20 protein-coding genes and 2 pseudogenes are annotated in these 22,687 nt (G+C 63.9%); 6 read left to right on the top strand and 16 right to left on the bottom strand.

Annotated elements, in window-relative coordinates; translation table 11 throughout:
* Window positions 1-484: 484 nt before the first annotated feature.
* Window positions 485-760, top strand: coding sequence for a 30S ribosomal protein S20 (rpsT, locus tag ACGI6K_RS03975; protein ID WP_012702580.1), 276 nt, complete (start codon window positions 485-487; stop codon window positions 758-760).
* A gap of 128 nt (window positions 761-888) precedes the next feature.
* Here rpsT and ACGI6K_RS03970 read toward each other — a convergent pair whose 3' ends face one another.
* The 6 genes from ACGI6K_RS03970 to rplU all read right to left on the bottom strand — a co-directional run bounded on the left by ACGI6K_RS03970 (window position 889) and on the right by rplU (window position 5,058).
* A complete protein-coding gene (locus tag ACGI6K_RS03970) occupies window positions 889-1,422 on the bottom strand; it encodes a methylated-DNA--[protein]-cysteine S-methyltransferase (RefSeq protein ID WP_376942916.1) in 534 nt (177 codons plus the stop codon).
* A gap of 44 nt (window positions 1,423-1,466) precedes the next feature.
* A complete protein-coding gene (locus tag ACGI6K_RS03965) occupies window positions 1,467-1,919 on the bottom strand; it encodes a CreA family protein (protein WP_376942918.1) in 453 nt (150 codons plus the stop codon).
* A gap of 11 nt (window positions 1,920-1,930) precedes the next feature.
* Window positions 1,931-3,049, bottom strand: coding sequence for a glutamate 5-kinase (proB, locus tag ACGI6K_RS03960; RefSeq protein WP_376942959.1), 1,119 nt, complete (start codon window positions 3,047-3,049; stop codon window positions 1,931-1,933).
* 83 nt (window positions 3,050-3,132) lie between these two features.
* Window positions 3,133-4,350, bottom strand: a complete 1,218-nt coding sequence (gene cgtA, locus ACGI6K_RS03955; protein ID WP_376942920.1) for an Obg family GTPase CgtA — start codon at window positions 4,348-4,350, stop codon at window positions 3,133-3,135.
* Between the two features lie 105 nt (window positions 4,351-4,455).
* The gene (rpmA, locus tag ACGI6K_RS03950; RefSeq protein WP_376942922.1) at window positions 4,456-4,713 is read right to left on the bottom strand and encodes a 50S ribosomal protein L27; all 258 of its coding nucleotides are present in this window, start codon (window positions 4,711-4,713) and stop codon (window positions 4,456-4,458) included.
* A 33-nt stretch (window positions 4,714-4,746) separates the two neighbouring features.
* Window positions 4,747-5,058: a 50S ribosomal protein L21 gene (gene rplU / locus ACGI6K_RS03945; protein WP_012702587.1), complete on the bottom strand. Its 312-nt coding sequence runs from the start codon at window positions 5,056-5,058 to the stop codon at window positions 4,747-4,749.
* Between the two features lie 243 nt (window positions 5,059-5,301).
* Between rplU and ACGI6K_RS03940 the strand changes: the two genes are divergently transcribed.
* Window positions 5,302-6,270, top strand: a complete 969-nt coding sequence (locus ACGI6K_RS03940) for a polyprenyl synthetase family protein (RefSeq protein WP_376942925.1) — start codon at window positions 5,302-5,304, stop codon at window positions 6,268-6,270.
* Between the two features lie 90 nt (window positions 6,271-6,360).
* Here the strand turns inward: ACGI6K_RS03940 and ACGI6K_RS03935 are convergent, their stop codons facing one another.
* The 5 genes and pseudogenes from ACGI6K_RS03935 to ACGI6K_RS03915 form a co-directional block, all read right to left on the bottom strand.
* The gene (locus ACGI6K_RS03935) at window positions 6,361-6,978 is read right to left on the bottom strand and encodes an FKBP-type peptidyl-prolyl cis-trans isomerase (protein WP_376942927.1); all 618 of its coding nucleotides are present in this window, start codon (window positions 6,976-6,978) and stop codon (window positions 6,361-6,363) included.
* Between the two features lie 132 nt (window positions 6,979-7,110).
* Window positions 7,111-7,605, bottom strand: coding sequence for a TIGR00645 family protein (locus ACGI6K_RS03930; RefSeq protein ID WP_376942929.1), 495 nt, complete (start codon window positions 7,603-7,605; stop codon window positions 7,111-7,113).
* Window positions 7,606-7,805: 200 nt separating this feature from the next.
* Complete coding sequence (locus ACGI6K_RS03925) at window positions 7,806-8,147, bottom strand: hypothetical protein (protein WP_376942931.1); 342 nt, start codon at window positions 8,145-8,147, stop codon at window positions 7,806-7,808.
* A gap of 162 nt (window positions 8,148-8,309) precedes the next feature.
* On the bottom strand, window positions 8,310-10,730 hold the full coding sequence (locus ACGI6K_RS03920; RefSeq protein ID WP_376942933.1) for a Lon protease family protein: 2,421 nt from the start codon (window positions 10,728-10,730) through the stop codon (window positions 8,310-8,312).
* A 140-nt stretch (window positions 10,731-10,870) separates the two neighbouring features.
* Window positions 10,871-11,175 (bottom strand): annotated as a pseudogene (locus ACGI6K_RS03915) (TraR/DksA family transcriptional regulator).
* Window positions 11,176-11,364: 189 nt separating this feature from the next.
* Here ACGI6K_RS03915 and ACGI6K_RS03910 point away from each other — a divergent pair.
* On the top strand, window positions 11,365-11,853 hold the full coding sequence (locus tag ACGI6K_RS03910) for a DUF3015 domain-containing protein (protein WP_376942935.1): 489 nt from the start codon (window positions 11,365-11,367) through the stop codon (window positions 11,851-11,853).
* Between the two features lie 70 nt (window positions 11,854-11,923).
* Complete coding sequence (locus ACGI6K_RS03905; protein ID WP_376942937.1) at window positions 11,924-13,786, top strand: Lnb N-terminal periplasmic domain-containing protein; 1,863 nt, start codon at window positions 11,924-11,926, stop codon at window positions 13,784-13,786.
* Between the two features lie 113 nt (window positions 13,787-13,899).
* Here ACGI6K_RS03905 and ACGI6K_RS03900 read toward each other — a convergent pair whose 3' ends face one another.
* Window positions 13,900-14,340, bottom strand: coding sequence for a hypothetical protein (locus tag ACGI6K_RS03900; protein WP_376942939.1), 441 nt, complete (start codon window positions 14,338-14,340; stop codon window positions 13,900-13,902).
* A gap of 184 nt (window positions 14,341-14,524) precedes the next feature.
* Here ACGI6K_RS03900 and ACGI6K_RS03895 point away from each other — a divergent pair, with 184 nt between their 5' ends.
* Complete coding sequence (locus tag ACGI6K_RS03895) at window positions 14,525-14,830, top strand: DUF6156 family protein (protein ID WP_012702598.1); 306 nt, start codon at window positions 14,525-14,527, stop codon at window positions 14,828-14,830.
* Between the two features lie 171 nt (window positions 14,831-15,001).
* Here ACGI6K_RS03895 and ACGI6K_RS03890 read toward each other — a convergent pair.
* The 4 genes and pseudogenes from ACGI6K_RS03890 to ettA all read right to left on the bottom strand — a co-directional run bounded on the left by ACGI6K_RS03890 (window position 15,002) and on the right by ettA (window position 20,816).
* Window positions 15,002-17,418: pseudogene (locus ACGI6K_RS03890) on the bottom strand (TonB-dependent siderophore receptor).
* Between the two features lie 145 nt (window positions 17,419-17,563).
* Window positions 17,564-18,499 (bottom strand): FecR domain-containing protein, encoded by a 936-nt coding sequence (locus ACGI6K_RS03885; RefSeq protein WP_376942942.1) that lies wholly within the window; start codon window positions 18,497-18,499, stop codon window positions 17,564-17,566.
* A 4-nt stretch (window positions 18,500-18,503) separates the two neighbouring features.
* On the bottom strand, window positions 18,504-19,004 hold the full coding sequence (locus ACGI6K_RS03880; protein WP_376942944.1) for a sigma-70 family RNA polymerase sigma factor: 501 nt from the start codon (window positions 19,002-19,004) through the stop codon (window positions 18,504-18,506).
* Between the two features lie 147 nt (window positions 19,005-19,151).
* Window positions 19,152-20,816 carry an energy-dependent translational throttle protein EttA gene (gene ettA / locus ACGI6K_RS03875; protein WP_376942946.1) on the bottom strand — a complete coding sequence of 555 codons (1,665 nt, stop codon included), beginning with the start codon at window positions 20,814-20,816 and terminating at the stop codon, window positions 19,152-19,154.
* A gap of 338 nt (window positions 20,817-21,154) precedes the next feature.
* Between ettA and glyA the strand changes: the two genes are divergently transcribed.
* The gene (glyA, locus tag ACGI6K_RS03870) at window positions 21,155-22,408 is read left to right on the top strand and encodes a serine hydroxymethyltransferase (RefSeq protein ID WP_376942948.1); all 1,254 of its coding nucleotides are present in this window, start codon (window positions 21,155-21,157) and stop codon (window positions 22,406-22,408) included.
* Window positions 22,409-22,687 lie beyond the last annotated feature (279 nt).

The raw sequence follows: 22,687 nt of genomic DNA, 5'->3' as shown, positions 1-22,687 counted from the left end.
ACCTTAGACGAAACTCCAAACGCTGTCCCCACGTTTCGACCCTAGCTTTGCTCTGGGTGACTCGCTTTTCTCACTTTTTGCGTCTAGCTAAGGCTGGTGGCGCAGTCGGTGGTCGCCTACATAAAACCACATGTACTGTCGGCCTATTCGGTTCCCCATATTGCGCTATACCGAGCACCGCCAAGCATTGACGGCACATTACGCCGACCATTCACCGCTCACCCGGAAGACTCTCCCAGCCAAAGCCCCCATGCCAACTACTCTCCCGAGGCGCGGAAGTGAAGATAACCAACCGCCACCATGTTGAGGCTCACACAATCTTTCCAGCCCGCTATCCGGCGGGCGTTTCAAGCGACTGTCCTGGACAATTGACGTATCGTTCACGCGATTGACCTGGCAGAGCCTTTCCCTTGACATCCATTCCGCGTCTCGGCATGATTCGCGGCCTTATTTGTTCGTATCCCCAGTTTCGAGGAGCTTGACGGTGGCCAACTCACCTTCTGCCAAAAAACGCGCCAAACAGGCTGAGAAGCGTCGTAGCCATAACGCCAGCCTGCGCTCGATGGTTCGTACCTACATCAAGAACGTGGTCAAGGCGATCGACGCCAAGGACCTGGACAAGGCCAAGACTGCTTACACTGCCGCCGTTCCGGTGATCGACCGCATGGCCGACAAGGGCATCATCCACAAGAATAAGGCCGCTCGCCACAAGAGCCGCCTGAACGCACACATCAAAGCACTCGGCACAGCCGCTGCTTGATTCGAAGCGTTCCGCGAAGAACCGGCCGAAGGCCGGTTTTTTGTTTTCCGCCGGCGGCTCCGGGCTCGCGCGTGCGCCCCGCCCGTGTCTGGAACCAATCGCAAGAACTCGGAAATTGACGATTGAATTCAGACCGACCTGGCATCCCGCCACTTGCGCTCATGGTCGAGCAGCCATTGTTTGCGCTCCAGACCTCCGCCGTAGCCGGTCAGCGTGCGGTCGCTTCCGATGACCCGGTGGCAAGGCACTACGATGCCGACAGGGTTCGCGCCGTTGGCCAGACCCACCGCGCGTACAGCCGAAGGCCGTCCGATTCGCGTGGCAAGATCGCGGTAGCTGAGCGTTTCGCCGCCAGAGATGTCGCGCAGTGCCGCCCAGACCTGGCGTTGGAAATCCGTGCCGCCCGTTGCAACGGCCAGCTTGTCGATGACCGCGATGTCACCGTCGAAATAGGCACACATCGCCTGCGCGGCACACGACTCGCACATGGCCTCCCGCAGGCCGACCCTGACGCCGGGGTATTGCCTGCGCATAAGCAGGTGCATGCGGTCTTCATGATCGTGCCAATCGAGGGCGCGCAACTTGCCCTGCTCGTCCGTGACGAGCAACATTTGGCCGAGCGGTGTTTCCACCCGTTCCAGCAAGAACTCCACGACAGCCATCGCTCCGCATTCCGGAAAATTTCCGGGAAGGTGGTATAGACCCCTCACTCCCCCCAGGGCAGGATCGGAATCGCCGTCACCGCGTTCTGCGGGCTACCCTCGATCACCCGGTCGCTGTAGACCAGGTACACCAGGGTATTGCGCTTCTCATCGAAGAAACGCACCACCTGCATGCTCTTGAATACCAGGGAGGTACGCTCCTTGAAGACCACCTCGCCATCCTTGATCTCCTCGCGGAAATGGATCTTGCCAACCTGACGACAGGCGATGGAGGCTTCGGCACGATCCTCGGCCAACCCCAACCCACCCTTGACGCCGCCGGTCCTGGGACGCGACAGATAACAGGTCACCCCCTCGACCTTGGGGTCATCGAAAGCCTCGATGACGATCCGGTCGTTCGGGCCGAACCACTTGAACACGGTCGACACTTCGCCAATCCGCTCGGCCAGGGCCAGAGACGGCGACAGTAGCGCCAGCAACAACGGAATCCTGCGCATAGCGTCCTCCTTCAAACCAGAATCAGATTGTCGCGATGCACCAGTTCCGGCTCATCGACATAACCCAGCAACTGCTCGATCTGCTCGGACGGATGGCCGGCGATCCTCTGCGCCTCGGCGGAACTGTAGTTCACCAGGCCACGGGCTATCTCGTGCCCCTCTTGATCGACGCAAACCACCATCTCGCCACGGCGGAAATTCCCCACCACCGACTTCACGCCCACCGGTAGCAGGCTGCGGTGATGGTGGGTCAGCGCCGCTACCGCCCCGGCATCCAGCACCAGGGTGCCGCGCATTTGCAGATGCCCGGCCAGCCATTGCTTGCGCGCCGCCAACATGCCCTGCTCAGGCGCCAGCAGGGTACCCAGCCGATCACCGGCCTTGAGCCGATCCAACACCCGCTCGATACGCCCGCCGATGATCACCGTGTGAGCCCCGGAACGGGCCGCTAGCCGCGCCGCACGCAGCTTGGTCTGCATGCCGCCGCGGCCGAGGGCGCCACCGCTGGAGCCAGCGGCGCCGTCCAGGCGCGGGTCGTCGGCGCGCGCCTCGAAGATCAGCTTGGCATCGGGATTGTTGCGCGGATCGGCATCAAACATGCCGTCGCGGTCGGTGAGGATGACCAGCAGGTCCGCCTCTACCAAGTTGGCCACCAGCGCCGCCAGGGTATCGTTGTCGCCGAAGCGGATCTCGTCGGTGACCACGGTGTCGTTCTCGTTGATCACCGGGACGACACCGAAATCCAACAGGGTGCGCAGGGTACTGCGGGCATTCAGGTAGCGCTTGCGATCGGAGAGGTCGTCATGGGTCAGCAGGATCTGCGCGGTATGCCGGCTGTGCTCGGCGAAACTCGACTCCCAGGCTCGCACCAGCCCCATCTGCCCCACCGCGGCCGCCGCCTGCAACTCGTGGATGGCTTTCGGGCGGGCGTTCCAGCCCAGTTGACTCATGCCGGCCGCCACGGCGCCGGAGGACACCAGCACCAGTTCCACGCCGGCCTCGCGTAGCGCCACCATCTGCTCGACCCAGACCGCCATCGAAGAACGGTCCAGGCCACGACCGTCGGCAGTCAGCAAGGCACTGCCGATCTTCACCACCCAACGCCGCGCAGCTGTCACCTTATCGCGCATCATCTCCGCCTTTCCGCTCTGTCTGTCAGATGGCGGGCCTACCCCGCCGCCAATCGCGGGCGGACCCCGTCCGCCCCACAGGATCACCGCACGTAGAAAATCTCCGGTCCGTCACCGTCGTCCTCGTCGTCGAAGTCGTCCTCATCCTCCAGCGCATCGACGCTCTTCAAGCCGGCACGGCGCAGCGCACGCTGATCGTCGAGCGCTTGCAGGCGCGTACGCGCCTCGTCCTCGATGTGCCGATCCAGCTCGGCCAGCGCCTCGGCGTATTCCGGCTCCTCGGCGATGCGCCGGGTGCGTTCGTCCAGGTAGTGCATGATGTCCTGGCAGAGTGCTTCGGTACCCTCCCGCTCCAGCGCGGAGATCACATATACGGGCCCCTGCCAGTCGAGTCGCTCGAGCACCGCGCGCAACCGCTCCTCGCGCTCCTCGTCGAGCAACTGATCGGCTTTGTTCAGCACCAGCCAGCGCTCGCGCTCGGTCAGCGCCGGACTGAACTTCTCCAGCTCGCGCAGAATGGTTTCCGCCGCCTCGGCCGGATCGCCGCCATCGAGCGGCGCCATGTCCACCAGATGCAGCAGCAGCCGGGTACGAGCCAAATGCTTGAGGAAACGGATGCCTAGCCCCGCGCCCTCCGCCGCGCCCTCGATCAGTCCGGGGATGTCGGCGACCACGAAGCTCTTGTAGCGGCCGACACTGACCACCCCGAGATTCGGCACCAGGGTCGTGAAGGGATAGTCGGCGACCTTCGGCTTGGCGGCCGATACGGCACGGATGAAGGTGCTCTTGCCAGCGTTCGGCAAACCGAGCAGCCCCACGTCGGCCAGCACCTTGAGCTCCAGCTTGAGATCCCGCGCCTCACCCGGCTTGCCCGGCGTGGTCTGCCGCGGCGCGCGGTTGGTGCTGGACTTGAAGCGGGTGTTGCCCAGGCCGTGCCAGCCCCCCTGGGCGACCAGCAGGCGCTGCCCGGAACGGACCAAGTCGCCGATGATCTCCTGGGTGCCGGCATCGATTACCGTGGTACCGACTGGCACCGGCAGGACCAGATCATCGCCCTTGGCCCCGGTGCAGTCGCTGCTGCCACCCTTCTCGCCGCGCTGCGCCTCGAAGCGGCGCGTATAGCGGTAGTCCACCAGGGTGTTGAGGTTCTCGTCGGCCTCCAGATACACGGAGCCGCCGTCGCCACCGTCGCCACCATTGGGGCCGCCCTTTTCGATGAACTTCTCGCGACGAAAGCTCATCATGCCGTTGCCACCGTCACCGGCCTTTACAAAAATTGAAACTTCATCGACGAATTTCATGGGTACGCCTCCCGCCAATGGGACGGGCCGAGTGAAACGGGTGATACAGGATACAGAAACAAAAAAGCCCCGTCGCTTGACAGGGCTTTTCCGGCGTTCTCGAAATCAGGCGGATACGACGCTCACGTAGCGACGACCGAAAGCACCTTTCACTTCGAACTTGACCACGCCCTCCACCTTCGCGAACAGGGTGTGATCCTTGCCGATGCCCACACCGAAACCGGGATGGAACTGGGTGCCGCGCTGACGCACGATGATGTTGCCGGCCTTGATGGCCTGGCCGCCGAAGATCTTCACGCCAAGGCGTTTACTTTCCGAGTCGCGACCGTTGCGGGTAGAACCGCCAGCTTTTTTGTGTGCCATGAGTTCGTTACTCCAGATAGCGGCTATTCAGGCTTAGGCCTGGATACCGGTGATTTTGACTTCGGTGAACCACTGACGGTGGCCTTGGTGCTTCATGTGGTGCTTGCGGCGGCGGAACTTGATGATGCTCACCTTGTCGTGACGGCCCTGGCCCACGACCTCGGCGGTCACCTTGGCGCCATCGACCACGGGGGCACCGATCTTCACGTCGTCACCGTTGCCGACCAGCAGCACGCGGTCGAAAGTGACGGATTCGCCAGTGCCCACTTCGAGCTTCTCGATCTTGAGGAATTCGCCTTCGGCAACCTTGTATTGCTTGCCGCCGGTCACAATTACTGCGTACATGGTATGTCTCCGTTGATCCTGCTCACCCGGCGCTTTATAGAAGGAGTCGTTGGCCGGCATGGCTGCGCGGACGGGTTCGACCGCCTGCGCTATTGCGTAAGACAGGGAAATACCCAGGAAAGTTAGGGTCCGCGATTGTACGCAAGCACCAGAAGCCGCGCAAGCGGCGCCGGGCCTCGCCTTGACAGCCCATACCCTGCCACCTAGCATGCCGCGGCAATTGATCAGGAGCTCGATGCGTTGATGCAACCCCAGGCCTTTTACCGCGTGGTCGCGGACGATTTCAGCGCTGTTGACGGCATCATCCGCAAACAGCTCACATCGCGTGTCCCCTTGGTGGAAACGATCGGCGACTACATCATCTCCGCCGGTGGCAAGCGCCTGCGTCCTTTGCTGGTGCTACTGTGCGGCAACGCTCTTGGCAAGTGCGACGAGCGGATGCGCCTGCTGGCTGCCGCCATCGAGTTCCTGCACACCTCCACCTTGCTGCACGACGACGTGGTTGACGACTCCGAGCTGCGCCGCGGTCGCTCCACCTCCAACGCCCTCTGGGGCAATGCGCCGAGCGTGCTGGTCGGCGACTTTCTCTATGCGCGCTGCTTCGAGATGTTGGTCGAGCTGGCCTCCATGCCGGTGATGCGCATCATGTCCCAGGCCACCCGGGTGATCGCCGAGGGCGAAGTACTGCAATTGTCCAAGGTGCGCGACGCCAGCACCACGGAAGAAACCTACATGGAAGTCATCCGCGGCAAGACCGCGATGCTTTTCGAGGCCGCCAGCCATGGCGCCGCTACCCTGGCCGGCGCCACGTCGGAACAGGCCGAGGCGCTGCGCTGCTTCGGCGACTCGCTCGGCGTCGCCTTCCAGTTGGTGGACGACCTGCTCGACTACCGCGGCGATGCCGAGACCCTGGGCAAGAACGTCGGCGACGACCTGGCCGAAGGCAAACCGACCCTGCCGCTCATCTACACGATGCGCGAAGGCACTCCCGGGCAGGCCGCCCTGGTACGCCGGGCGATCCAGAAGGGCGGAATCGAGGACCTGACCGCCATCGTCGCCGCCGTGGAGGCCGCCGGCGCCCTGGACTACACCGCCCGCCTGGCCCGCGAGCACGCTGAGCGCGCCATCGCCTGCCTGGATACCCTGCCGCCCGGCGAATATCGCGATGCTCTCGTGGATCTGAGCCGTTTCGCCGTGGCACGCACCCACTGACGCCGAGCCGGGGTTCGGGCGGAACGAAAAAGCCGGGCCATGGCCCGGCTTTTTCGTTTTACCGGCGGTAAACCGGCGGGTATCCGCCTTTTACAGCACGTCCAGCAGTTCGACGTCGAACACCAGCACGCTGTGCGGCGGGATGCTGCCGATGGCCTGATCGCCATAGGCCAGCTCGCTCGGAACATAAAGACGCCATTTGCTGCCGCTGTTCATCAGTTGCAACGCCTCGGTCCAGCCGGCGATCACGCCACTGACCGGAAATTCGGCCGGCTGCCCGCGCTGGTAGGAGCTGTCGAATACGCTGCCGTCGATCAAGGTGCCGTGGTAGTGGGTGCGCACTCGATCCTCGCGGCCCGGCTTGCGTCCCTCGCCGACCTTCAGCACTTCGTACTGCAGACCGGAAGCCAGCACCGTGACGCCTTCGCGCCTAGCGTTCTCGGCGAGAAAGGAAACGCCGGAGGCAGCCGCCGCTTCGGCCTTGGCCTGGGTTTCGGCCTGCATGCGCTCGCGGATGACCTTGAAGCTTGCCGACAGCGCTGCCGGCTCGACGCGGCTGGCTTGGCCGCCAAAGGCATCGGCCAGGCCGGCGAGGATCGCCTCGAGCTCGACCCCGGGCGGCGGATTGTCACGGATCTGGTCGCCCAACTGGCGCCCGATGCCGTAACTGACGCGGGCTTCGTCGGTGGAAAGGTTGAGTTCGCTCATGGCGGATTTCCAGTCGGTGAAAAGGCCCGACAGACTAGCACAAGCGCGGGAACGGGACCGGGAAGACGATGGCCAGGCCCCTTCCACGGGCCATCGCCCATGCGAAAGCCTCCGAAGGAAAACCTCTTCCCTTCAATGGGCGTGCTTGGCCATCCTCTCCAAATAGCTCATGACGAAGGCGGAAACGACGAAGGTTATATGGATGAGCACGTACCAGAGCAGCTTGTCGTTGGGGATCTTCTGCGCATCCATGAACACGCGCAGCAAGTGGATCGAGGAGATGGCGACGATGGAAGCGGCCACCTTCAGCTTCAACGAGCCAGAATCCATCTTGCCTAGCCAGTCGAGCTTCTCCTTGCCGTCGTCGATGTCCAGTTGGGAGACGAAGTTCTCGTAGCCGGAAATCATCACCATCACCAGCAGGCCGCCGACCAGCGCCATGTCGATCATCGAAAGCAGGGCCAGGATCAATTCCGCCTCGGCCATGTCAAGCACGTGCGGCAGCAAATGATAGACCGCCTGGAAGAACTTCAGGGTCAGCGCCAGCAGGGCTACGGACAGGCCGACATAGATCGGCGCCAGCAGCCAGCGGGAGGCATACATCGCATTTTCAACGAAACGTTCCATGGGGCATCCACTAAGCCAAAAATGGCGGCGAGTATACCCATGGCCCGGAGCGGGATTGAAGCCCCCGCCGGAGCCGGAAATGCCTGACCACATATCCCCATCCACTGTGGATAAACCTGTGAATGGAAAGCGGAAGGATTTCCCCAAGGCCCGCCGGACGCATCCTCGCCGCCGCCGAACAAATCTCGACCAGTCCGCGCTCAAAGCTCCGGCCGCGACTCGCAACCGCTCGGCCGACAGCGCCGCGGCCCGTTCAGCCGGCGCAGTTCGGCCTGCAAGTGCAGGCACCAGATGAGCGGGTCGGAGCACTCCTGGTAACCCACACCAGCCAGGCTGGCGGCCACCTCGTCGAGCACCCGCCCCGCCGCCACGGGTCCGCGAAACGGCCCCTGGGCCTTGACCGAGGACGGCTGCGCGCCGGACAGGCCGGCGGCGAAGAGCAGGATCCACAGCCCCTGCTCCCCCGCCAGCGGACGGGTCACCAGTTCGATGCGAACGGTCAGCCCCAGGCAGTTGCGGATCAAACAAAGCGTACGTGACATAGGGCAATCCCCCTTCAGGGTCTTGCTTTCAGCGTACACCTCGCGAAGCGCCTGGGAAAACTTTTGCTTCTACCCGACCTGTGGATAAGTCTGTGAACGAGTCCGGAAAAACCGGCATCGCCCGACGATATCCCGCCGTCCCGGTTTCGAGCCGACGGTGCCTCACTCCGACAGGCCGACCTGCGGCTCCTTCGGCTTGCTCGAATCCTCTTCCATGCCCATTTCGGCGATTTCCCGCAGTCGCTCGACCACCCGCGCATTGACGCTGCCAGCCGGGAAGCGGCCCTGCCCGTCCGGGGTACCGGCCGGCTCGCCGAGCAGCAGGCTGAGCGCCTCGTCCACCTGGCGCACCGCGTAGACATGGAAGTTCCCGGCGCGCACCGCCTGCAGCACACGTTCGTCGAGCATCAGATTGGTGACGTTGGCGCGCGGGATGATCACCCCCTGCTCGCCGGTCAGTCCGCGCGCCTCGCAGAGGCGGAAGAAGCCCTCGATTTTCTCGTTGACCCCGCCGACCGCCTGCACCTCACCGAACTGGTTGATCGAACCGGTAATGGCGAAGCATTGCCTGAGCGGCGTACGCGACAGCGCCGAGATCAGCGTGCAAACCTCGCCGAGGGAGGCGCTGTCGCCATCGACGTAACCGTAGGACTGCTCCAGGGCGATGCTCGCCGATATCTCCAGCGGAAACTCCTGGGCGTAGCGGCTACCGAGATAGCCGGTGAGGATCATCACCCCCTTGGAATGGATCGGCTGGCCGAGGTTAACTTCGCGCTCGATGTCGACGATCCCCGAACCGCCCGGATAGACGGTGGCGGAGATCCGCGCCGGCACGCCGAAGGCGGAGTCGCCGATCTCCAGCACGGTCAGCCCGTTGCACTTGCCGATCGCCGCGCCTTCGGTGTCGATCAGGATGATGCCGGCGAGCATGTCGTCGAGAACGCGTGCCGAAACCCGTCCGGTACGGGTTTCCTTGGCCTTCAGGGCGCGCTCGATGTGACCGACGTCGGTCAGCGCCTCGCCGGCCAGTTGGCGGACGAAATCGGCCTCGCTGACCAGTTGGAACAGGTCGCCGATGCGCGCCGACAGCCGCCCCTGGTGCTCGGCCAGGCGCGCGCTGTAGGTCGCCAAGCGCGCTACCGCCGGACCGGTCAGAGGCGCCATGCCCTCCTCCGAGGTGCGTGTCTTGAGCAACTGGGCGAACTGCTCAAGGCTGTCGTCGCCAAGAGGGATCTCCTCGTCGAAATCCACCAGTACGCGGAATATCTCCTGAAAATCGGGATCCAGCTCCTGCAGCGCGTAATAGAGTTGCCGCGAGCCGACGATCACCACCTTGAGCTGCAGCGCAATGACCTGCGGAGTGAGGGTCACGGTGGCCAGACGGCCCATCTCGGCCAGCGGCGACTCCATCTTCAATTGGCGCGAATGCAGGGCGCGCTTGAGAGCGTCCCAGACGAAGGGCTCGTCGAGCAGCCGCTCCGCCTCGAGGATCAGAAAGCCGCCGTTGGCACGGTGCAACGCGCCTGGACGCAACTGGCGATAGCTGGTGTAGAGCGCCCCCTGATCGGTGCCGTATTCGATGCGACCGAACAGGTTGTCGTAGATGGGATGCGGCTCGAACACCACCGGCGCGCCCCCCTGGCTATGATGGCCGACCACCAGGCTCGGGCAGTACTGCTCGACCAGTAGCGTGCGGCGCTGGGCGTCCGTCACGTTCTCGTCGCTCAGCAGCTCGACCACGGTACGCAGCAGATTGACCTGCATCGCCTGCAGATAGGCGCAGACCCCGGCGTTTTCCGCATATTTCTCCGAGAGCGGCGCGAGCAACGGCTGCAGGGCCAGGGTGATGGTCTCCTCGTTGAGCTGGCGCAACTGGTTGCTCGACTCGCGTTTCCACTGCGGCAGGCTGGACAACTCCTCGTTGAGGCGCTCCTCGAGGTAGCCGATGTCCTCGTGGAAACGCTCGCGCTCGGCCTCCGGCAACAGAGCGAACTCGCCCTCGTCCAGCGTCTTGCCATCCTTCATCGGGGTGAAGGCGATGTTGGTGCTATCGCGATAGAGGGCGATCCCCTTGTCCAGCGCCTGCCGTTCGATGCAATCCAGGGCGCGGTCGTAGCGCTGGTTGAAACCACGGTCGATGACGCTCTTCTTTTGCTGATAGGTCGGCGTCTCGAATACCGCCGGGAAGGTTGCCAGCAGGTTGTCGATCAACAGATTGATGTCGGCGATGAACTCGCTGGCGCTGCCCGCCGCGAGTTGCAGCGAGCGCGGCTCGCGGGGCTCGTCGAAGTTGTTGACATAGACCCAGTCCGACGGAGTTTCCAGGCGCTTGGCTTCAGCCTGTAAATAGCGTTTGACGTAGGAAAAGCGGCCGGTGCCCGGCTCGCCCATGACATAGACGTTGTAACCCGGGCGTGGCATCGCCACGCCGAACTGCAGTGCTTCCACCGCGCGCTCCTGACCGAGCACGCCGCGAAAGGGCTCCAGTTCGTCGGTACTGGCGAAAGCGAACTGAGCGGGATCGAAGGGACGGGTCAGCTCATCGGGTGCCAGGCGCAGGCCGGCAGCAACGGAGTCGGGCATCGAAAATCCTTACATCGTGCGGCAGGTGCCGCGGAGAGGGGAAAAACAGACGTCATTCTGGCCTTCGCACCGGTCAGCCGCAAGGCGCCCCTCGGTACCGCACGACATCCGGACGACCGGCCACGCTAGGTCTCAGGGTTCTAGTCCGGCACACTGGAAGCAAGGTTCGCCGCCAGGCGCGCCGGCTCGATGGGCCGGCCACAGCGCCGGCAGATGCCATAGTGCCCCTCCACCAACTGCTGGCAAACCCGCTCGACTAGCGCATGCCCGCCTCGGCCTCGGCTAGCAGGGCCTGCAGGACTTCGTCGTTCTGCGGCTCACCGGCACGCTCGACGGCGTCCGTGTCGTGCGGCCGGGCCAGATCGCCGCGAATGGCCTCGGCGCATTGCCGATAGTCCCGGTGTAGACGCTCCAGGATGGTCTTTGGATCGAATACGTCAGATATGCTCGCTCCCGAGAATCGGCCATACTCGTTTTCAGCGTGGCTCAGACGAAGCGATATGCAGTGACCTGTATCAAGCGCCTGGCCACCAGCGGGACGGCCGGCTTGACAGCTCCACCGCATTGCAAAATGCTGCGCACCGGCCGGCGAAGACCGGCCCGTTTTTCACCATTGAAGAAGAAGAGATCATCGATGAAAAGGATTCTGCTAGGTTCCCTGTTCGCTATCGCCTCCGCTAACGCCTTCGCCGAGGCGCCGGGCGGTCCGGGCTGCGGCTGGGGCAACATGCTGTTCAAGGGACAACGTGGCCTGGCCTCGCATCTGGTCGCCTCGACCACCAACGGCTCTTCGGGCAATGCCACCTTCGGCATGACCTCCGGCACCAACGGTTGCCGCACCGACGGTTCCCTGTCCTACCAGGGCAAGCCGATGCTGGTGCTGGGCGGCATCATGGACGAGCTTTCCGAGGACATGGCCAAAGGCGAAGGCGAAGCCCTGACCACCTATGCCGTGGTGCTCGGCGTGCAACCGGAAGACCGCGCCCGCTTCGCCGCCGTGACCCGCGAGCATTTCACGGAAATCTTCAGCTCCGCCGACGTCACCGCCGAGGATGTGCACAACGCCACTCTCGCCGTGCTGAAGAAGGACGAGCGCCTGGCCAAGTACGCCGAACGGGCCTGAGCCGGCCGCTCCGCCGCTGTCCCGTGCCCGCTCCGGCGGGCACTTTCCTGTCTGACCGCCTCATCCCCTCATGTTCAAACGCCTACTTCCCCTTCTGCTGGGCGGCGCCTGCGCCACGCTCCAGGCCGATCCGCAACCGTCGGCGGCGCGTCTGCACGAGTTGGCTGCGGAGCCTTTCTGGCTCGCCCTCGGCCACTACCAGCGCGACCGGCTGGGCGGCTGGCGCAGCCACGTCGACGACGCCGGATTCTTCCTCGCCGAGCGGGGCGAACGCGATCCGGCGGCGGAACTCGCCGCCACCCTGGCCGCCCTCTACCGGGACCCGATCCTCGCCGACCGCCATCCGCAGTGCCGCTTCCCGGCCCGTACCCGCTGGCTGCGCGAGCGCCTGGCGCTGGACGACTTGCCGCAACCGCAGTGCCGCGAATACGCCGACTGGTACGCCGACATCGCCCCGCACAGCACGGTACTGGTGTTCCCCGCCGCTTACCTGAACAGCCCCTCGTCGATGTTCGGCCACACCCTGCTACGCATCGATCCGCCCGGCATCGACAGCCAGGGCAGCCCGCTGCTCAGCTATGCGCTGAACTTCGGCGCCTACATCGAGGGCAGCGACAACAGCATCCTCTATGCCTGGAAGGGCCTGATGGGCGGTTATCCCGGTCTCTTCGCCCTGCTGCCGTACCGGGAAAAGCTCGCCGAATACAGCCGTCTGGAAAATCGCGACCTTTGGGAATACCGCCTGAACCTCAGCGCCGAGGAAACCGGACGGATGGTCGAGCACGTCTGGGAACTGCGGCAGATCCAGTTCGACTACTACTTCTTCGACGAAAACTGCTCCTACCGCCTGCTCGAGCTGCTGGAAATCGCCCGTCCGGGCCTGGAGCTGACCGACCGCTTCCCGCTCACCGCCATCCCCGCCGACACCGTGCGCGCAGTGGAGCAGGCCGGGCTGATCGAGCGCAGCGCCTACCGTCCCTCGCGGGAGAAGGAACTGCTCGCGCGCGCCGACCCGCTGAGTCGCGCCGAGCGCGACTGGACGCGGCGCCTGGCCGGGGACAGCGCCGCGCTCGACGCTGCGGCCTTCCAGGCGTTGCCGGCCGAACGCCGGGCACTGATACAGGACGCCGCTTACCGGCTGATCCGCTACCGCAAGAACGGCGAGGAACGCGACGACACCAGCGCCCGCGACAGCTACCGACTGCTGCAGGCGATCAACCGCGCGCCGCCGCCGCGCCTCGCCGTGGCGCGCCCGGTGCCGCCGGAAAACGGCCACCAGTCGCGTACCTGGCAACTCGCCCTCGGCAGCCGCGAAGACCAAAGCTTCGCCGAATACGGCCTGCGTATGGCCTACCATGACCTGGCGGACAACCTGGATGGCTTCCCGCTCGGCGCGCAAATCGAGATCGCCCAGCTCAAGCTGCGCCAGTACGAGGGCGGCCACTGGCAACTGCAACGGCTGGATGTGGCCAATATCCGCTCGCTGACCCCGCGCAGCACTCTGCTCTCACCCCTGTCCTGGCAGGTCGGCGGCGGTCTGGAGCGGGTCGTCGGCAAGGGCCGTCACGACGACGAGCAACTGGTCGGCCATCTGAACGGCGGCGCCGGCGCCACCTGGCACCTCGCCGACGACCTGCTCGGCTTCGCCCTGGCCACCGCCCGGCTGGAGCACAACGGGGACTTCGCCGCCCTCCTCAGCCCGGCGGCCGGCTTCGATGCCGGCCTGCTGTGGCGCAACCGCCTGGGCAACCTCGGCCTCGAAGCCCACGCCGACTACTTCCACAACGGCGAGGTACGCCGCGAGCTGAGCCTGGTCCAGCAATGGGAAATCGCCGGCAACCTCGGCCTGCGCCTGGCCGCCCGGCGCGAATTCAGCCAGCAGGGCGCGCCGGCCAGCGAGCTGAGCCTGCAGTTGCGTTGGTATCACTATTGAGAGGAAGCGGAGTCCGCAACTCCGAAAACAGGCAAGAGCGGCCCGCCGCTCCCACCAGCGGCGCCCGTGCGCGCGAAGCGGATCGCCGGCGACGAAACCGAGGACGCCCCACCTCACTCCCGCTCGGCCGCCGGCCCGTCGAGCCGAAGCGGGCTCCCGGCCTCCTCGCGTTCGGACGCCTTCCCGACCGACTCGACGACCTGCCCGATCGGCAGGGTGGCCACCGCCTGGCGCGCCCGGCGCCCGGCACCGCGCCGCACGTCCTCCAGCTCCGCTTTCAGGGCCTCGTTCTCCCGGCGGAACATTTCCGCCACCTCGCGCCAGACCCTGGCGACCGCCTCCTGCTCGCGCGCCTCGTCCGCACTGCCGGCCCGGCGCGCCCGCTCGTCCGCCTGCGCGGCCCGAGCCTCGAGCTCGTCCAGATTGGTTGTCCGACGCCGACGCAGTATTTCCCGGAGCCGCTCGAACAGCCAGTCGGAGAACTCGTCCAGGACCTTCCCGACGAGCGCCTTGAGCAGCGGTCCGAGCAGGCCGATCAGGAGTTTGGAAAACATTGTCGTCTCGCTTCGCAGCTATCCGGCGACGCAGCTTGCCGGAAGCGCGGCCCGACGCGCAATCGCCGCGCCGCGCTGCCCCTCGGCGGCCCCTTCGAGCGTCGCGAAACGCCGGCCATGCCGCACGGCTCGCGCTTTATGCGATCATCGCGCCCTCGCGAAACCACACCCGATGAGAGGAAACATGAGCAGCGAAGCCTCCGGCACCTGTCGCCATTTCGTCACCTACAGCGGCGTCAAACTGCCGCTGAAGCTGATGAACGAACTCGACGAGGCCGGTCTCCACAACCGCAACACCTTCTTCCGCGGCCACTTCGACGACCAAGAACGTCTGATCAGGCTGGAGAAGATCGTCTACGGCGAACTGGAGCTGCAGCACATCTACAGCTACCACGCCAACGGCGCGCTGCGCCGGGCCGAGATCACCGACGCCGACGAGGAAGTCACGGTGCTCGACTTCGACGAGAACGGCCAACCGACGGCTGGTTGAAACCTGCCCCGTACCGATACCTGGTCATGGAGATGCTGGCCAGCCCGCTCCGGCTCCGGCGTTACGCTACACGGTCAGAGCGGTCTGCCCGGAGTTTTCCGGGCATGGGGCAGCGGTTTTCCCGTGCCCGTAAGGCGCCAAGGGGCCGACTCGAGGCCAAGCGGGGAGATGCTAAAAATCCCAGCGGGTGGTTAGCATCATATTGCGGGGGTCGCCATAGGTTTTTACAGCGACGTTTGGATAGAATTTATCACCATAGCCGCTGTAGTAATGCTTGTCGAACAGGTTGTTGATATTGAGCGTTGCCGAAATATCATCGGTAAACTGGTATTTACTCATCAGGTTAACCAGCCAGAATGCTTCTTGTCTAAGTTGGCGAGGTGGATCAAGGTAGTCGGCATTTTGCCAAGTAGTACCCTGATAGCTCGCTCCACCGCCTACAGCCAGCTTGTTCAATGTGCCGGGTAGTCGGTAGTTTAAATCTTGAATTGATTCTCGGGGGCTTGAGTCGTCAACTTGTCATTCGTTCTGTCTTCCCGAATGACCTGATGGGTTAGTCCCGCCTGAATATTCCACCCCGGAGCCAATTCACCTGTGACTTCCAGCTCAACCCCCTTGGTTTTGGCTTTTTTACCTTCGTAAATGGTTCGGCTACGTACATCATCCCAGCCTACAGACTCAGCGCGGTTGTCCTGACGAATCTCATAATAGGCCAGGCTGGCATTTAGGCGACCATTAAACCACTCCCCCTTGAGCCCAGCCTCGTAGCTGTCTCCCTCATCAGGCTCAAGTACTGCGTTGTCTTTGTCACGGGCGCTTTGTGGCTGGAATATTTTCGTGTAGCTGGCATAGATGGAATAGTTTTCACTCAAATCATATGTGATGCCAGCGAAGGGAACCATCTCCCCGGTCTCTCGCATGTGATTGTCACCGCCAGCCTTGTAGTTGGTGACTCGCCCACCAAGAATCAGGGTGAGATCATCGCTCAGACTAAAGCGAGTGCTGGAATAAAAAGCTCGTTGGTTGACACGCTCGCCCCACTTGGTCCTGATACCTGTAAGGTTTGATATCTGTTGTATATCTCCATCCCATTTATAAAAGTCATCTATAGGGACTCTAACGGTTGCTCCAGACCCTTTTCCTTCCGTGTCGTTTTTATATCCACTAGCCCCTACGGCCAACTCATGCGTACGACCGAACAACTCAAAAGGACCGCGAGCATAAGCTTCTAGTGCTTTGGTTCTTACTCTGTATCTATCATATCCCATGAGTACATAACTGCTATTGTCATCGTCGACGTTTGGCATGCCTCTAATTCCGCCCAATTTTGAATCGTATGCATTTCTCTGATAAGTATAATAGGCCCTGCCGCTCCATCCGTTGTCAAATTCATGATCTAGTTGGGTAAAGAAGGCATGACTGAACTGCTCCGATCGGCTCCAGTCTGTACCTGTATTATAAGAGCGTGATACATGAACCTCGTTATTGTTGGAGTCGAACATGGGAATTCCGCCATAACTGTTAGCCGTTGGGATTCTTTCATCGGAATTTCCACCGAAAGTAAGCATCGTCTGGGGAGTCAGATCGTACTCCAAAATACCATAGTAAGCTCTGGTCTGCTCTTTGAAACGGTCAAGATACGATTGTCTGTCTTGGAAAGCCCCGGCGATACGTCCGCGGAAAGTACCGCTTTCGTTCAAAGGTCCACTAATATCCAGTTCAGACCGGTAGTTATCCCAGCGGCCGGCTTCGGCGGTCACGTGACCGGAAAATTCATGGGTAGGTTTTTTGCGTACCAAGTTGAGGGTGGCGCCAGGGCCACCTGCGCCGGTAGTCAGGCCGCTGGCGCCTTTAATGACCTCGATTCGATCATATTGGATCATGTCGCCCGAGGTCTGGCCAGTGTAGTTGATCGAGTCCGCCAGTGTAGGAATGCCATCGTATTGAAAGTTAGTAATCTGGAAGCCCCGGGCGTAATACTGAGAGCGATAGCTATCCCAGCTCGTTCGAGTAACGCCAGGCGTGTGGTCCATGACTTTATCAAGACTGGTTAGATTGAAATCGTCCATATGCTGGCGAGTTACAACAGTAACAGTCTGAGGTGTTTCGCGTGGTGTCAACACCAAACGGGTAGCCGAAGCGATAGTACCCGGCGTATAGGACTTGGTCTGCTCGGTGATGGTGCCGAGCGAATTGTCTTCTACCCGCATGATATCCAGGCTGACCAGGTCCGAATCCGCTTTCGCCTTCACCAGCACATAGCTGCCGTTCTCCTGCCGCTGCGCCAGCCATCCGCTGCCGGCCAGCAGTTGCGCCAGCCCCTCTTCCAAACTGTAGGCGCCGTGCAGGCCCTGGCTGGTCAGGTCGCGGGTCTGTTCGGCGGCGAACGAGAGGGTCACGCCTGCCTGGGTGGCGAACTGGCTGAGCGCTGCGCCCAGGGGGCCGGCGGGAATGCGGTAGTCGCGGATGCCGGAACGGTCCTGGGCCGCCGCCAGGGCGGGGAGCAGGATAGACAGCGGCAGGGGCGCCAGGATGAGGCCGGAAAGCGCCAGGTGGATGGCGCAGGCCAACGGGGTGCGTCGGGTCATGGGGTATTCCTTTCGTTGGGCGGAACCGGAAGCGGCATCGGGCCGTTTCAATGCCAGGCCGAACGAGAATGAAAATCGGCAACCCCTGTGAATGATTTTTTCCTGACCGGCTCCTGCCCCTCCAGGCAATGAGTCCCCCCAAGGCTCAGGCGGGTTCGATGCGCACCCAGTAGCGGGTGAAGTGGCGCAGCCGGATCGGGAGCGAGCGGGCGAGGTTTTCCAATACCACGTCGGTGTCGTCGAGACGGAAGGCGCCGGACAGCCGCAAACCGGCGACGGCTTCGTCGCAGTGCAGGAAGCCCGGCCGGTAGCGGGCCAGTTCGGCGATGAAGTCACCCAAGCGCCATTCGACCACGCTGAGCATGCCGCGCGTCCAGGCGTCCACGCCTTCCGGTGCGGTTCCAGGTTCTCCAAGATGGTCGGCGGCGAAGTCGATCCGCTGGCCGGCGCCCAGCCGCACGGGCTGTCCTGTCCACTGTGCCGGGCGGATTTCGACGGCTTGTTCCAGTACCGTGACCCGGCTGCGGCCGTCCTCGCTACGGACGCTGAAGCGGGTGCCCAGGGCCCGCACGCGGCCTTCGGCGGTTTCCACGATGAAGGGACGGCCGGCGGGATCGACGGCGGTCTCCGCCAGCAGTTCGCCACGGTACAGGCGGATCAGGCGCTGCCGGTCGTCGAAGAGCAGGTCCAGGGCGCTGTCGGTGTTCAGTTCGAGGTGGCTGCGGTCGGCCAGCTGCAAGCTGCGCCGTTGTCCTGTAGCGGTGCGGTGCTCGGCCAGCCAATGGCCGGGCGGGTTGCGTTCGAGCGCCAGGCCCGTGACGCCGATGCCGATGCCCAGCAGGCCGAGGATCTTGAGGACGGCGCGGCGCCGGGCCCGTGCGTTGGCCAGGGCCGGCAGGGCTTCCGGGGGCAGTCCGCCCAGTTGTCGCTGCAGGCGTTCCACCCGCTCCCAGGCCTGGGCATGGGCCGGGTTTGCGTCGAGCCAGTCGCGCCAGGCCTGGCGGTCGGCCTCGCTGTGTTCGGCCCGGAGCTGTACGTACCAAGTAGCGGCGGCTTCTAGGGTGCGAGGATCGAGGGCCATGGGATCAGTCGTCCATCAGCAGCAGACAGTGGGTCATGGCGCGGATCAGGTGTTTTTTCACGGTGGTGACCGAGACGCCGAGGCGTTCGCCCACGGCGGCGTAGCCGAGCCCTTCGAGCTGGACGGCGAGAAAGATCGCGCGGGTGCGTTCGCCCAATCCGTCGAGCATGGCGTCGATGGCAGTGAGGGTTTCCAGGATGGCCAGCCGCGTCTCGGGGGAGATGGCCAGCGACTCAGGGCGCGCGGCCAGTGCTTCCAGGTAGGCACGCTCGATGCTCTGGCGGCGGAAGTGGTCGATCAGCAGGGCGCGGGCGATGGTGCTCAGGTAGGTGCGCGGCTCGCGGATGCTGTCGGCGCTGCGGTTCGCCAGCACGCGCACGAAGGTGTCCTGGGCCAGGTCGGCGGCGTCGCTGGTGTTGCCGATGCGGCTGCGCAGCCAGCCTTTCAGCCAGTCGTGATGCTGGCTGTAGAGGGTGTGGAAGGGGCCGGGAGGCTGAGCGGGCATGACGGCGGAATCTGCGCAAATGATAATTTATCGCATTTTCCACCAAAGGAGACGAGCCGTTCAAGCCGCAGCCGGCCAATCGGGTAACGCCCCGTCACTGCAGGGCGAAAGGAAGAAGGCCCCGGCCGAACGGCCGGGGCGTCGACATTACGCCAGCTTCTTGTAGCGCACCCGGTGCGGCTGGGCGGCGGCTTCGCCGAGGCGCTTCTTGCGGTCGGCCTCGTACTCGGTGTAGTTGCCCTCGAAGAACACCACGCTGCCGTCGTCCTCGTAGGAGAGGATGTGGGTAGCGATGCGGTCGAGGAACCAGCGGTCGTGGGAGATCACGATGGCCGAGCCGGGGAAGTCCAGCAGCGCCTCTTCCAGGGCGCGCAGGGTTTCCACGTCAAGGTCGTTGGACGGCTCGTCGAGCAGCAGCAGGTTGCCGCCCTGCTTCAGGGTCAGCGCCAGATGCAGGCGGCCGCGCTCGCCGCCAGAGAGATCCTTGACGAATTTCTGCTGGTCGGCGCCCTTGAAGTTGAAGCGGCCGACGTAGCTGCGCGAGGGCACCTCGTAGCTGCCGATACGGATCTGGTCGAGGCCATCGGACACCTGCTCCCAGACAGTCTTGCCACCGTCCAGGTTGTCGCGGCTCTGGTCGACGCTGGCGACCTGCACGGTTTCGCCGATGTCGATGCTGCCGGCATCCGGCGTCTCCTTGCCGAGGATCATGCGGAACAGGGTCGACTTGCCCGCGCCGTTGCCGCCGATCACGCCGACGATGGCGCCCTTGGGCACCGCGAAGGACAGGTCGTCGATCAGCACGCGGTCGCCGTAGCCCTTGCGCACGTTGTGGAACTCGATGACCTTGTCGCCCAACCGCGGACCGGCCGGAATGTAGATCTCGTTGGTCTCGCTGCGCTTTTGGAATTCCTGGGACTGCATCTCCTCGAAACGCGCAAGACGCGCCTTGGACTTGGCTTGGCGGGCCTTGGCGCCCTGGCGCACCCATTCCAGCTCGGCCTTCATGGCCTTGGCATGGGCAGCTTCGGCCTTGGCCTCTTGGGTCAGGCGGGCGGCCTTGGATTCCAGCCACTGCGAGTAGTTGCCCTCGAAGGGAATGCCGTGGCCGCGGTCCAGTTCGAGAATCCAGCCGGCAACGTTATCGAGGAAGTAGCGGTCGTGGGTGATCGCCACCACGGTGCCGGGGAAGTCGTGGAGGAAATGCTCCAGCCAAGCTACCGAGTCGGCATCCAGGTGGTTGGTCGGCTCGTCCAGCAGCAGCATGTCGGGCGCCGACAGCAGCAGGCGGCACAGCGCCACGCGGCGCTTCTCGCCGCCGGAGAGGTGCTCGATTTTAGCGTCCCACGGTGGCAGGCGCAGGGCGTCGGCGGCGACTTCCAACTGGCGCTCCAGATTGTGGCCGTCGGCTGCCTGGAGGATGGCCTCCAGCCTGGCCTGCTCGGCGGCCAGCGCGTCGAAGTCGGCGTCCGGTTCGGCATAGGCGGCATAGACTTCATCCAGGCGGGCCTGGGCCTGCTTGATCTCGCCCACCGCCTCCTCGACGATGTCGCGCACGCTCTTCTGCGGATCGAGTTGCGGCTCCTGCGGCAGGTAGCCGACCTTGATGCCGGGCATCGGCCGGGCCTCGCCGTCGAACTCGCTGTCGACCCCGGCCATGATCCGCAGCAGGGTCGACTTGCCGGCGCCGTTCAGTCCGAGCACGCCGATCTTGGCGCCGGGAAAGAACGACAGGGAGATGTCCTTGAGGATTTCACGCTTCGGGGGCACGACCTTGCTGACCCGATGCATGGTGTAGACGTATTGAGCCATGGATGACCTTGGTTTCGACCGGAAATGGAAACGGGAAGACGGGAGCAGCCCGGCCAGGGGCGCCTGGCCGGGCGCGGCCGGGGCGATCCGCGATATTCCGGAGACACCGGCTGCCCGGCCCCCGCACGTGCCAGCAAAGCTACCCGAAATGCGCCGGGCAGGCCAGACGAAGGGTGCTCCGGGCGGGAGGCGGCTTTACTGTGATCAAAGATGGCCTGCCCAGTCGAATGAGCCCGGCTCGCCCACGCTTGATTGTCTTTCATGTGCCGGCCCGGTGCGGATGGGGTAGAATTCGCGCCCTCTTTAATTATCGCCCAGCCGAACCCCAGGGGATTGCCATGTTCAGCCGTGATTTGACCCTCGCCCGCTACGATGCCGAACTGTTCGCCGCCATGGAGCAAGAAGCCCAGCGCCAGGAAGATCACATCGAGCTGATCGCCTCCGAGAACTACACCAGCCCCGCCGTGATGGAGGCCCAGGGTTCGGTGCTCACCAACAAGTACGCCGAAGGCTATCCGGGCAAGCGCTACTACGGTGGCTGCGAATACGTCGACATGGTCGAGCAACTGGCCATCGAGCGCGCCAAGCAACTGTTCGGCGCCGACTACGCCAACGTCCAGCCGCACGCCGGCTCGCAGGCCAACGCCGCGGTCTACCTGGCGCTGCTCAACGCTGGCGACACTATCCTCGGCATGAGCCTGGCCCATGGCGGCCACCTGACCCACGGTGCCAGCGTGTCCTCCTCCGGCAAGCTGTACCACGCGGTGCAGTACGGCATCGATGGCAACGGCCTGATCGACTACGACGAAGTCGAGCGCCTGGCCGTCGAGCACAAGCCGAAGATGATCGTCGCCGGCTTCTCCGCCTATTCCCAGGTGCTGGACTTCCCGCGCTTCCGCGCCATCGCCGACAAGGTCGGCGCCTACCTGTTCGTCGACATGGCCCACGTCGCCGGCCTGGTCGCCGCCGGCGTGTACCCGAACCCGATCCCCTTCGCCGACGTGGTCACCACCACCACTCACAAGACCCTGCGCGGTCCGCGCGGCGGCCTGATCCTCGCCCGCCGGAACGAGGAGATCGAGAAGAAGCTCAACTCCGCAGTCTTCCCGGGCGGCCAGGGCGGCCCGCTGGAGCATGTGATCGCCGCCAAGGCGGTGTGCTTCAAGGAAGCCCTGCAGCCGGAATTCAAGGAATACCAGCAGCAAGTGGTGAAGAACGCCAAGGCCATGGCCCAGGTGTTCATCGAGCGCGGCTTCGACGTGGTGTCCGGCGGCACCGAGAACCACCTGTTCCTGCTCTCGCTGATCAAGCAGGAGATCACCGGCAAGGATGCGGACGCCGCCCTCGGCCGCGCCTTCATCACGGTGAACAAGAACAGCGTGCCGAACGACCCGCGCTCGCCCTTCGTCACCTCCGGCCTGCGCATCGGCACCCCGGCGGTGACCACCCGCGGCTTCAAGGAGGCCGAGTGTCGCGAACTGGCCGGCTGGATCTGCGACATCCTCGCCGACCTGAACGACGAAGCGGTGGTCGACGGCGTGCGCGAGAAGGTCCAGGCGATCTGCGCCAGGTTCCCGGTATACGGCAATTGATCGGCATAGGGGGCAGCCATGAAGCTGCGCCCCTGCCACACCACCCGGCATGCGGGTCCGCACCGGGCGGTTCGAGAAGTTGAGGTTATGTGAGTCGGGGTATACCGAGCTTGTCGAAGTAGCTCACCGAAAGGACACAGTGAATCTCCGACAGACTGCAATGCCACCCTCTGCCACCAACCCCAGCAGCAAGACTCGCCGGCCCATGGGTTGCCCCAAGACGGCGAAGGGACTTGTAGATGTCGTCCCCGTTCACCAGTGTTTGAGCTGGATTGCCCT

Source organism: Azorhizophilus paspali, assembly GCF_043587585.2.
GTDB lineage: Bacteria > Pseudomonadota > Gammaproteobacteria > Pseudomonadales > Pseudomonadaceae > Azotobacter > Azotobacter paspali.
Note: the sequence above shows the minus strand (reverse complement) of the source record. Positions and strands in the feature narration are given on the sequence as shown.

Bases quoted from the DNA above. Each gene is read 5' to 3' on its own strand.
- ACGI6K_RS03970 (WP_376942916.1), bottom strand. From the start codon at position 1,422: ATGGCTGTCGTGGAGTTCTTGCTGGAACGGGTGGAAACACCGCTCGGC.
- ACGI6K_RS03965 (WP_376942918.1), bottom strand. From the start codon at position 1,919: ATGCGCAGGATTCCGTTGTTGCTGGCGCTACTGTCGCCGTCTCTGGCC.
- proB (WP_376942959.1), bottom strand. From the start codon at position 3,049: ATGCGCGATAAGGTGACAGCTGCGCGGCGTTGGGTGGTGAAGATCGGC.
- cgtA (WP_376942920.1), bottom strand. From the start codon at position 4,350: ATGAAATTCGTCGATGAAGTTTCAATTTTTGTAAAGGCCGGTGACGGT.
- rpmA (WP_376942922.1), bottom strand. From the start codon at position 4,713: ATGGCACACAAAAAAGCTGGCGGTTCTACCCGCAACGGTCGCGACTCG.
- rplU (WP_012702587.1), bottom strand. From the start codon at position 5,058: ATGTACGCAGTAATTGTGACCGGCGGCAAGCAATACAAGGTTGCCGAA.
- ACGI6K_RS03940 (WP_376942925.1), top strand. From the start codon at position 5,302: ATGCAACCCCAGGCCTTTTACCGCGTGGTCGCGGACGATTTCAGCGCT.
- ACGI6K_RS03935 (WP_376942927.1), bottom strand. From the start codon at position 6,978: ATGAGCGAACTCAACCTTTCCACCGACGAAGCCCGCGTCAGTTACGGC.
- ACGI6K_RS03930 (WP_376942929.1), bottom strand. From the start codon at position 7,605: ATGGAACGTTTCGTTGAAAATGCGATGTATGCCTCCCGCTGGCTGCTG.
- ACGI6K_RS03925 (WP_376942931.1), bottom strand. From the start codon at position 8,147: ATGTCACGTACGCTTTGTTTGATCCGCAACTGCCTGGGGCTGACCGTT.
- ACGI6K_RS03920 (WP_376942933.1), bottom strand. From the start codon at position 10,730: ATGCCCGACTCCGTTGCTGCCGGCCTGCGCCTGGCACCCGATGAGCTG.
- ACGI6K_RS03910 (WP_376942935.1), top strand. From the start codon at position 11,365: ATGAAAAGGATTCTGCTAGGTTCCCTGTTCGCTATCGCCTCCGCTAAC.
- ACGI6K_RS03905 (WP_376942937.1), top strand. From the start codon at position 11,924: ATGTTCAAACGCCTACTTCCCCTTCTGCTGGGCGGCGCCTGCGCCACG.
- ACGI6K_RS03900 (WP_376942939.1), bottom strand. From the start codon at position 14,340: ATGTTTTCCAAACTCCTGATCGGCCTGCTCGGACCGCTGCTCAAGGCG.
- ACGI6K_RS03895 (WP_012702598.1), top strand. From the start codon at position 14,525: ATGAGCAGCGAAGCCTCCGGCACCTGTCGCCATTTCGTCACCTACAGC.
- ACGI6K_RS03885 (WP_376942942.1), bottom strand. From the start codon at position 18,499: ATGGCCCTCGATCCTCGCACCCTAGAAGCCGCCGCTACTTGGTACGTA.
- ACGI6K_RS03880 (WP_376942944.1), bottom strand. From the start codon at position 19,004: ATGCCCGCTCAGCCTCCCGGCCCCTTCCACACCCTCTACAGCCAGCAT.
- ettA (WP_376942946.1), bottom strand. From the start codon at position 20,816: ATGGCTCAATACGTCTACACCATGCATCGGGTCAGCAAGGTCGTGCCC.
- glyA (WP_376942948.1), top strand. From the start codon at position 21,155: ATGTTCAGCCGTGATTTGACCCTCGCCCGCTACGATGCCGAACTGTTC.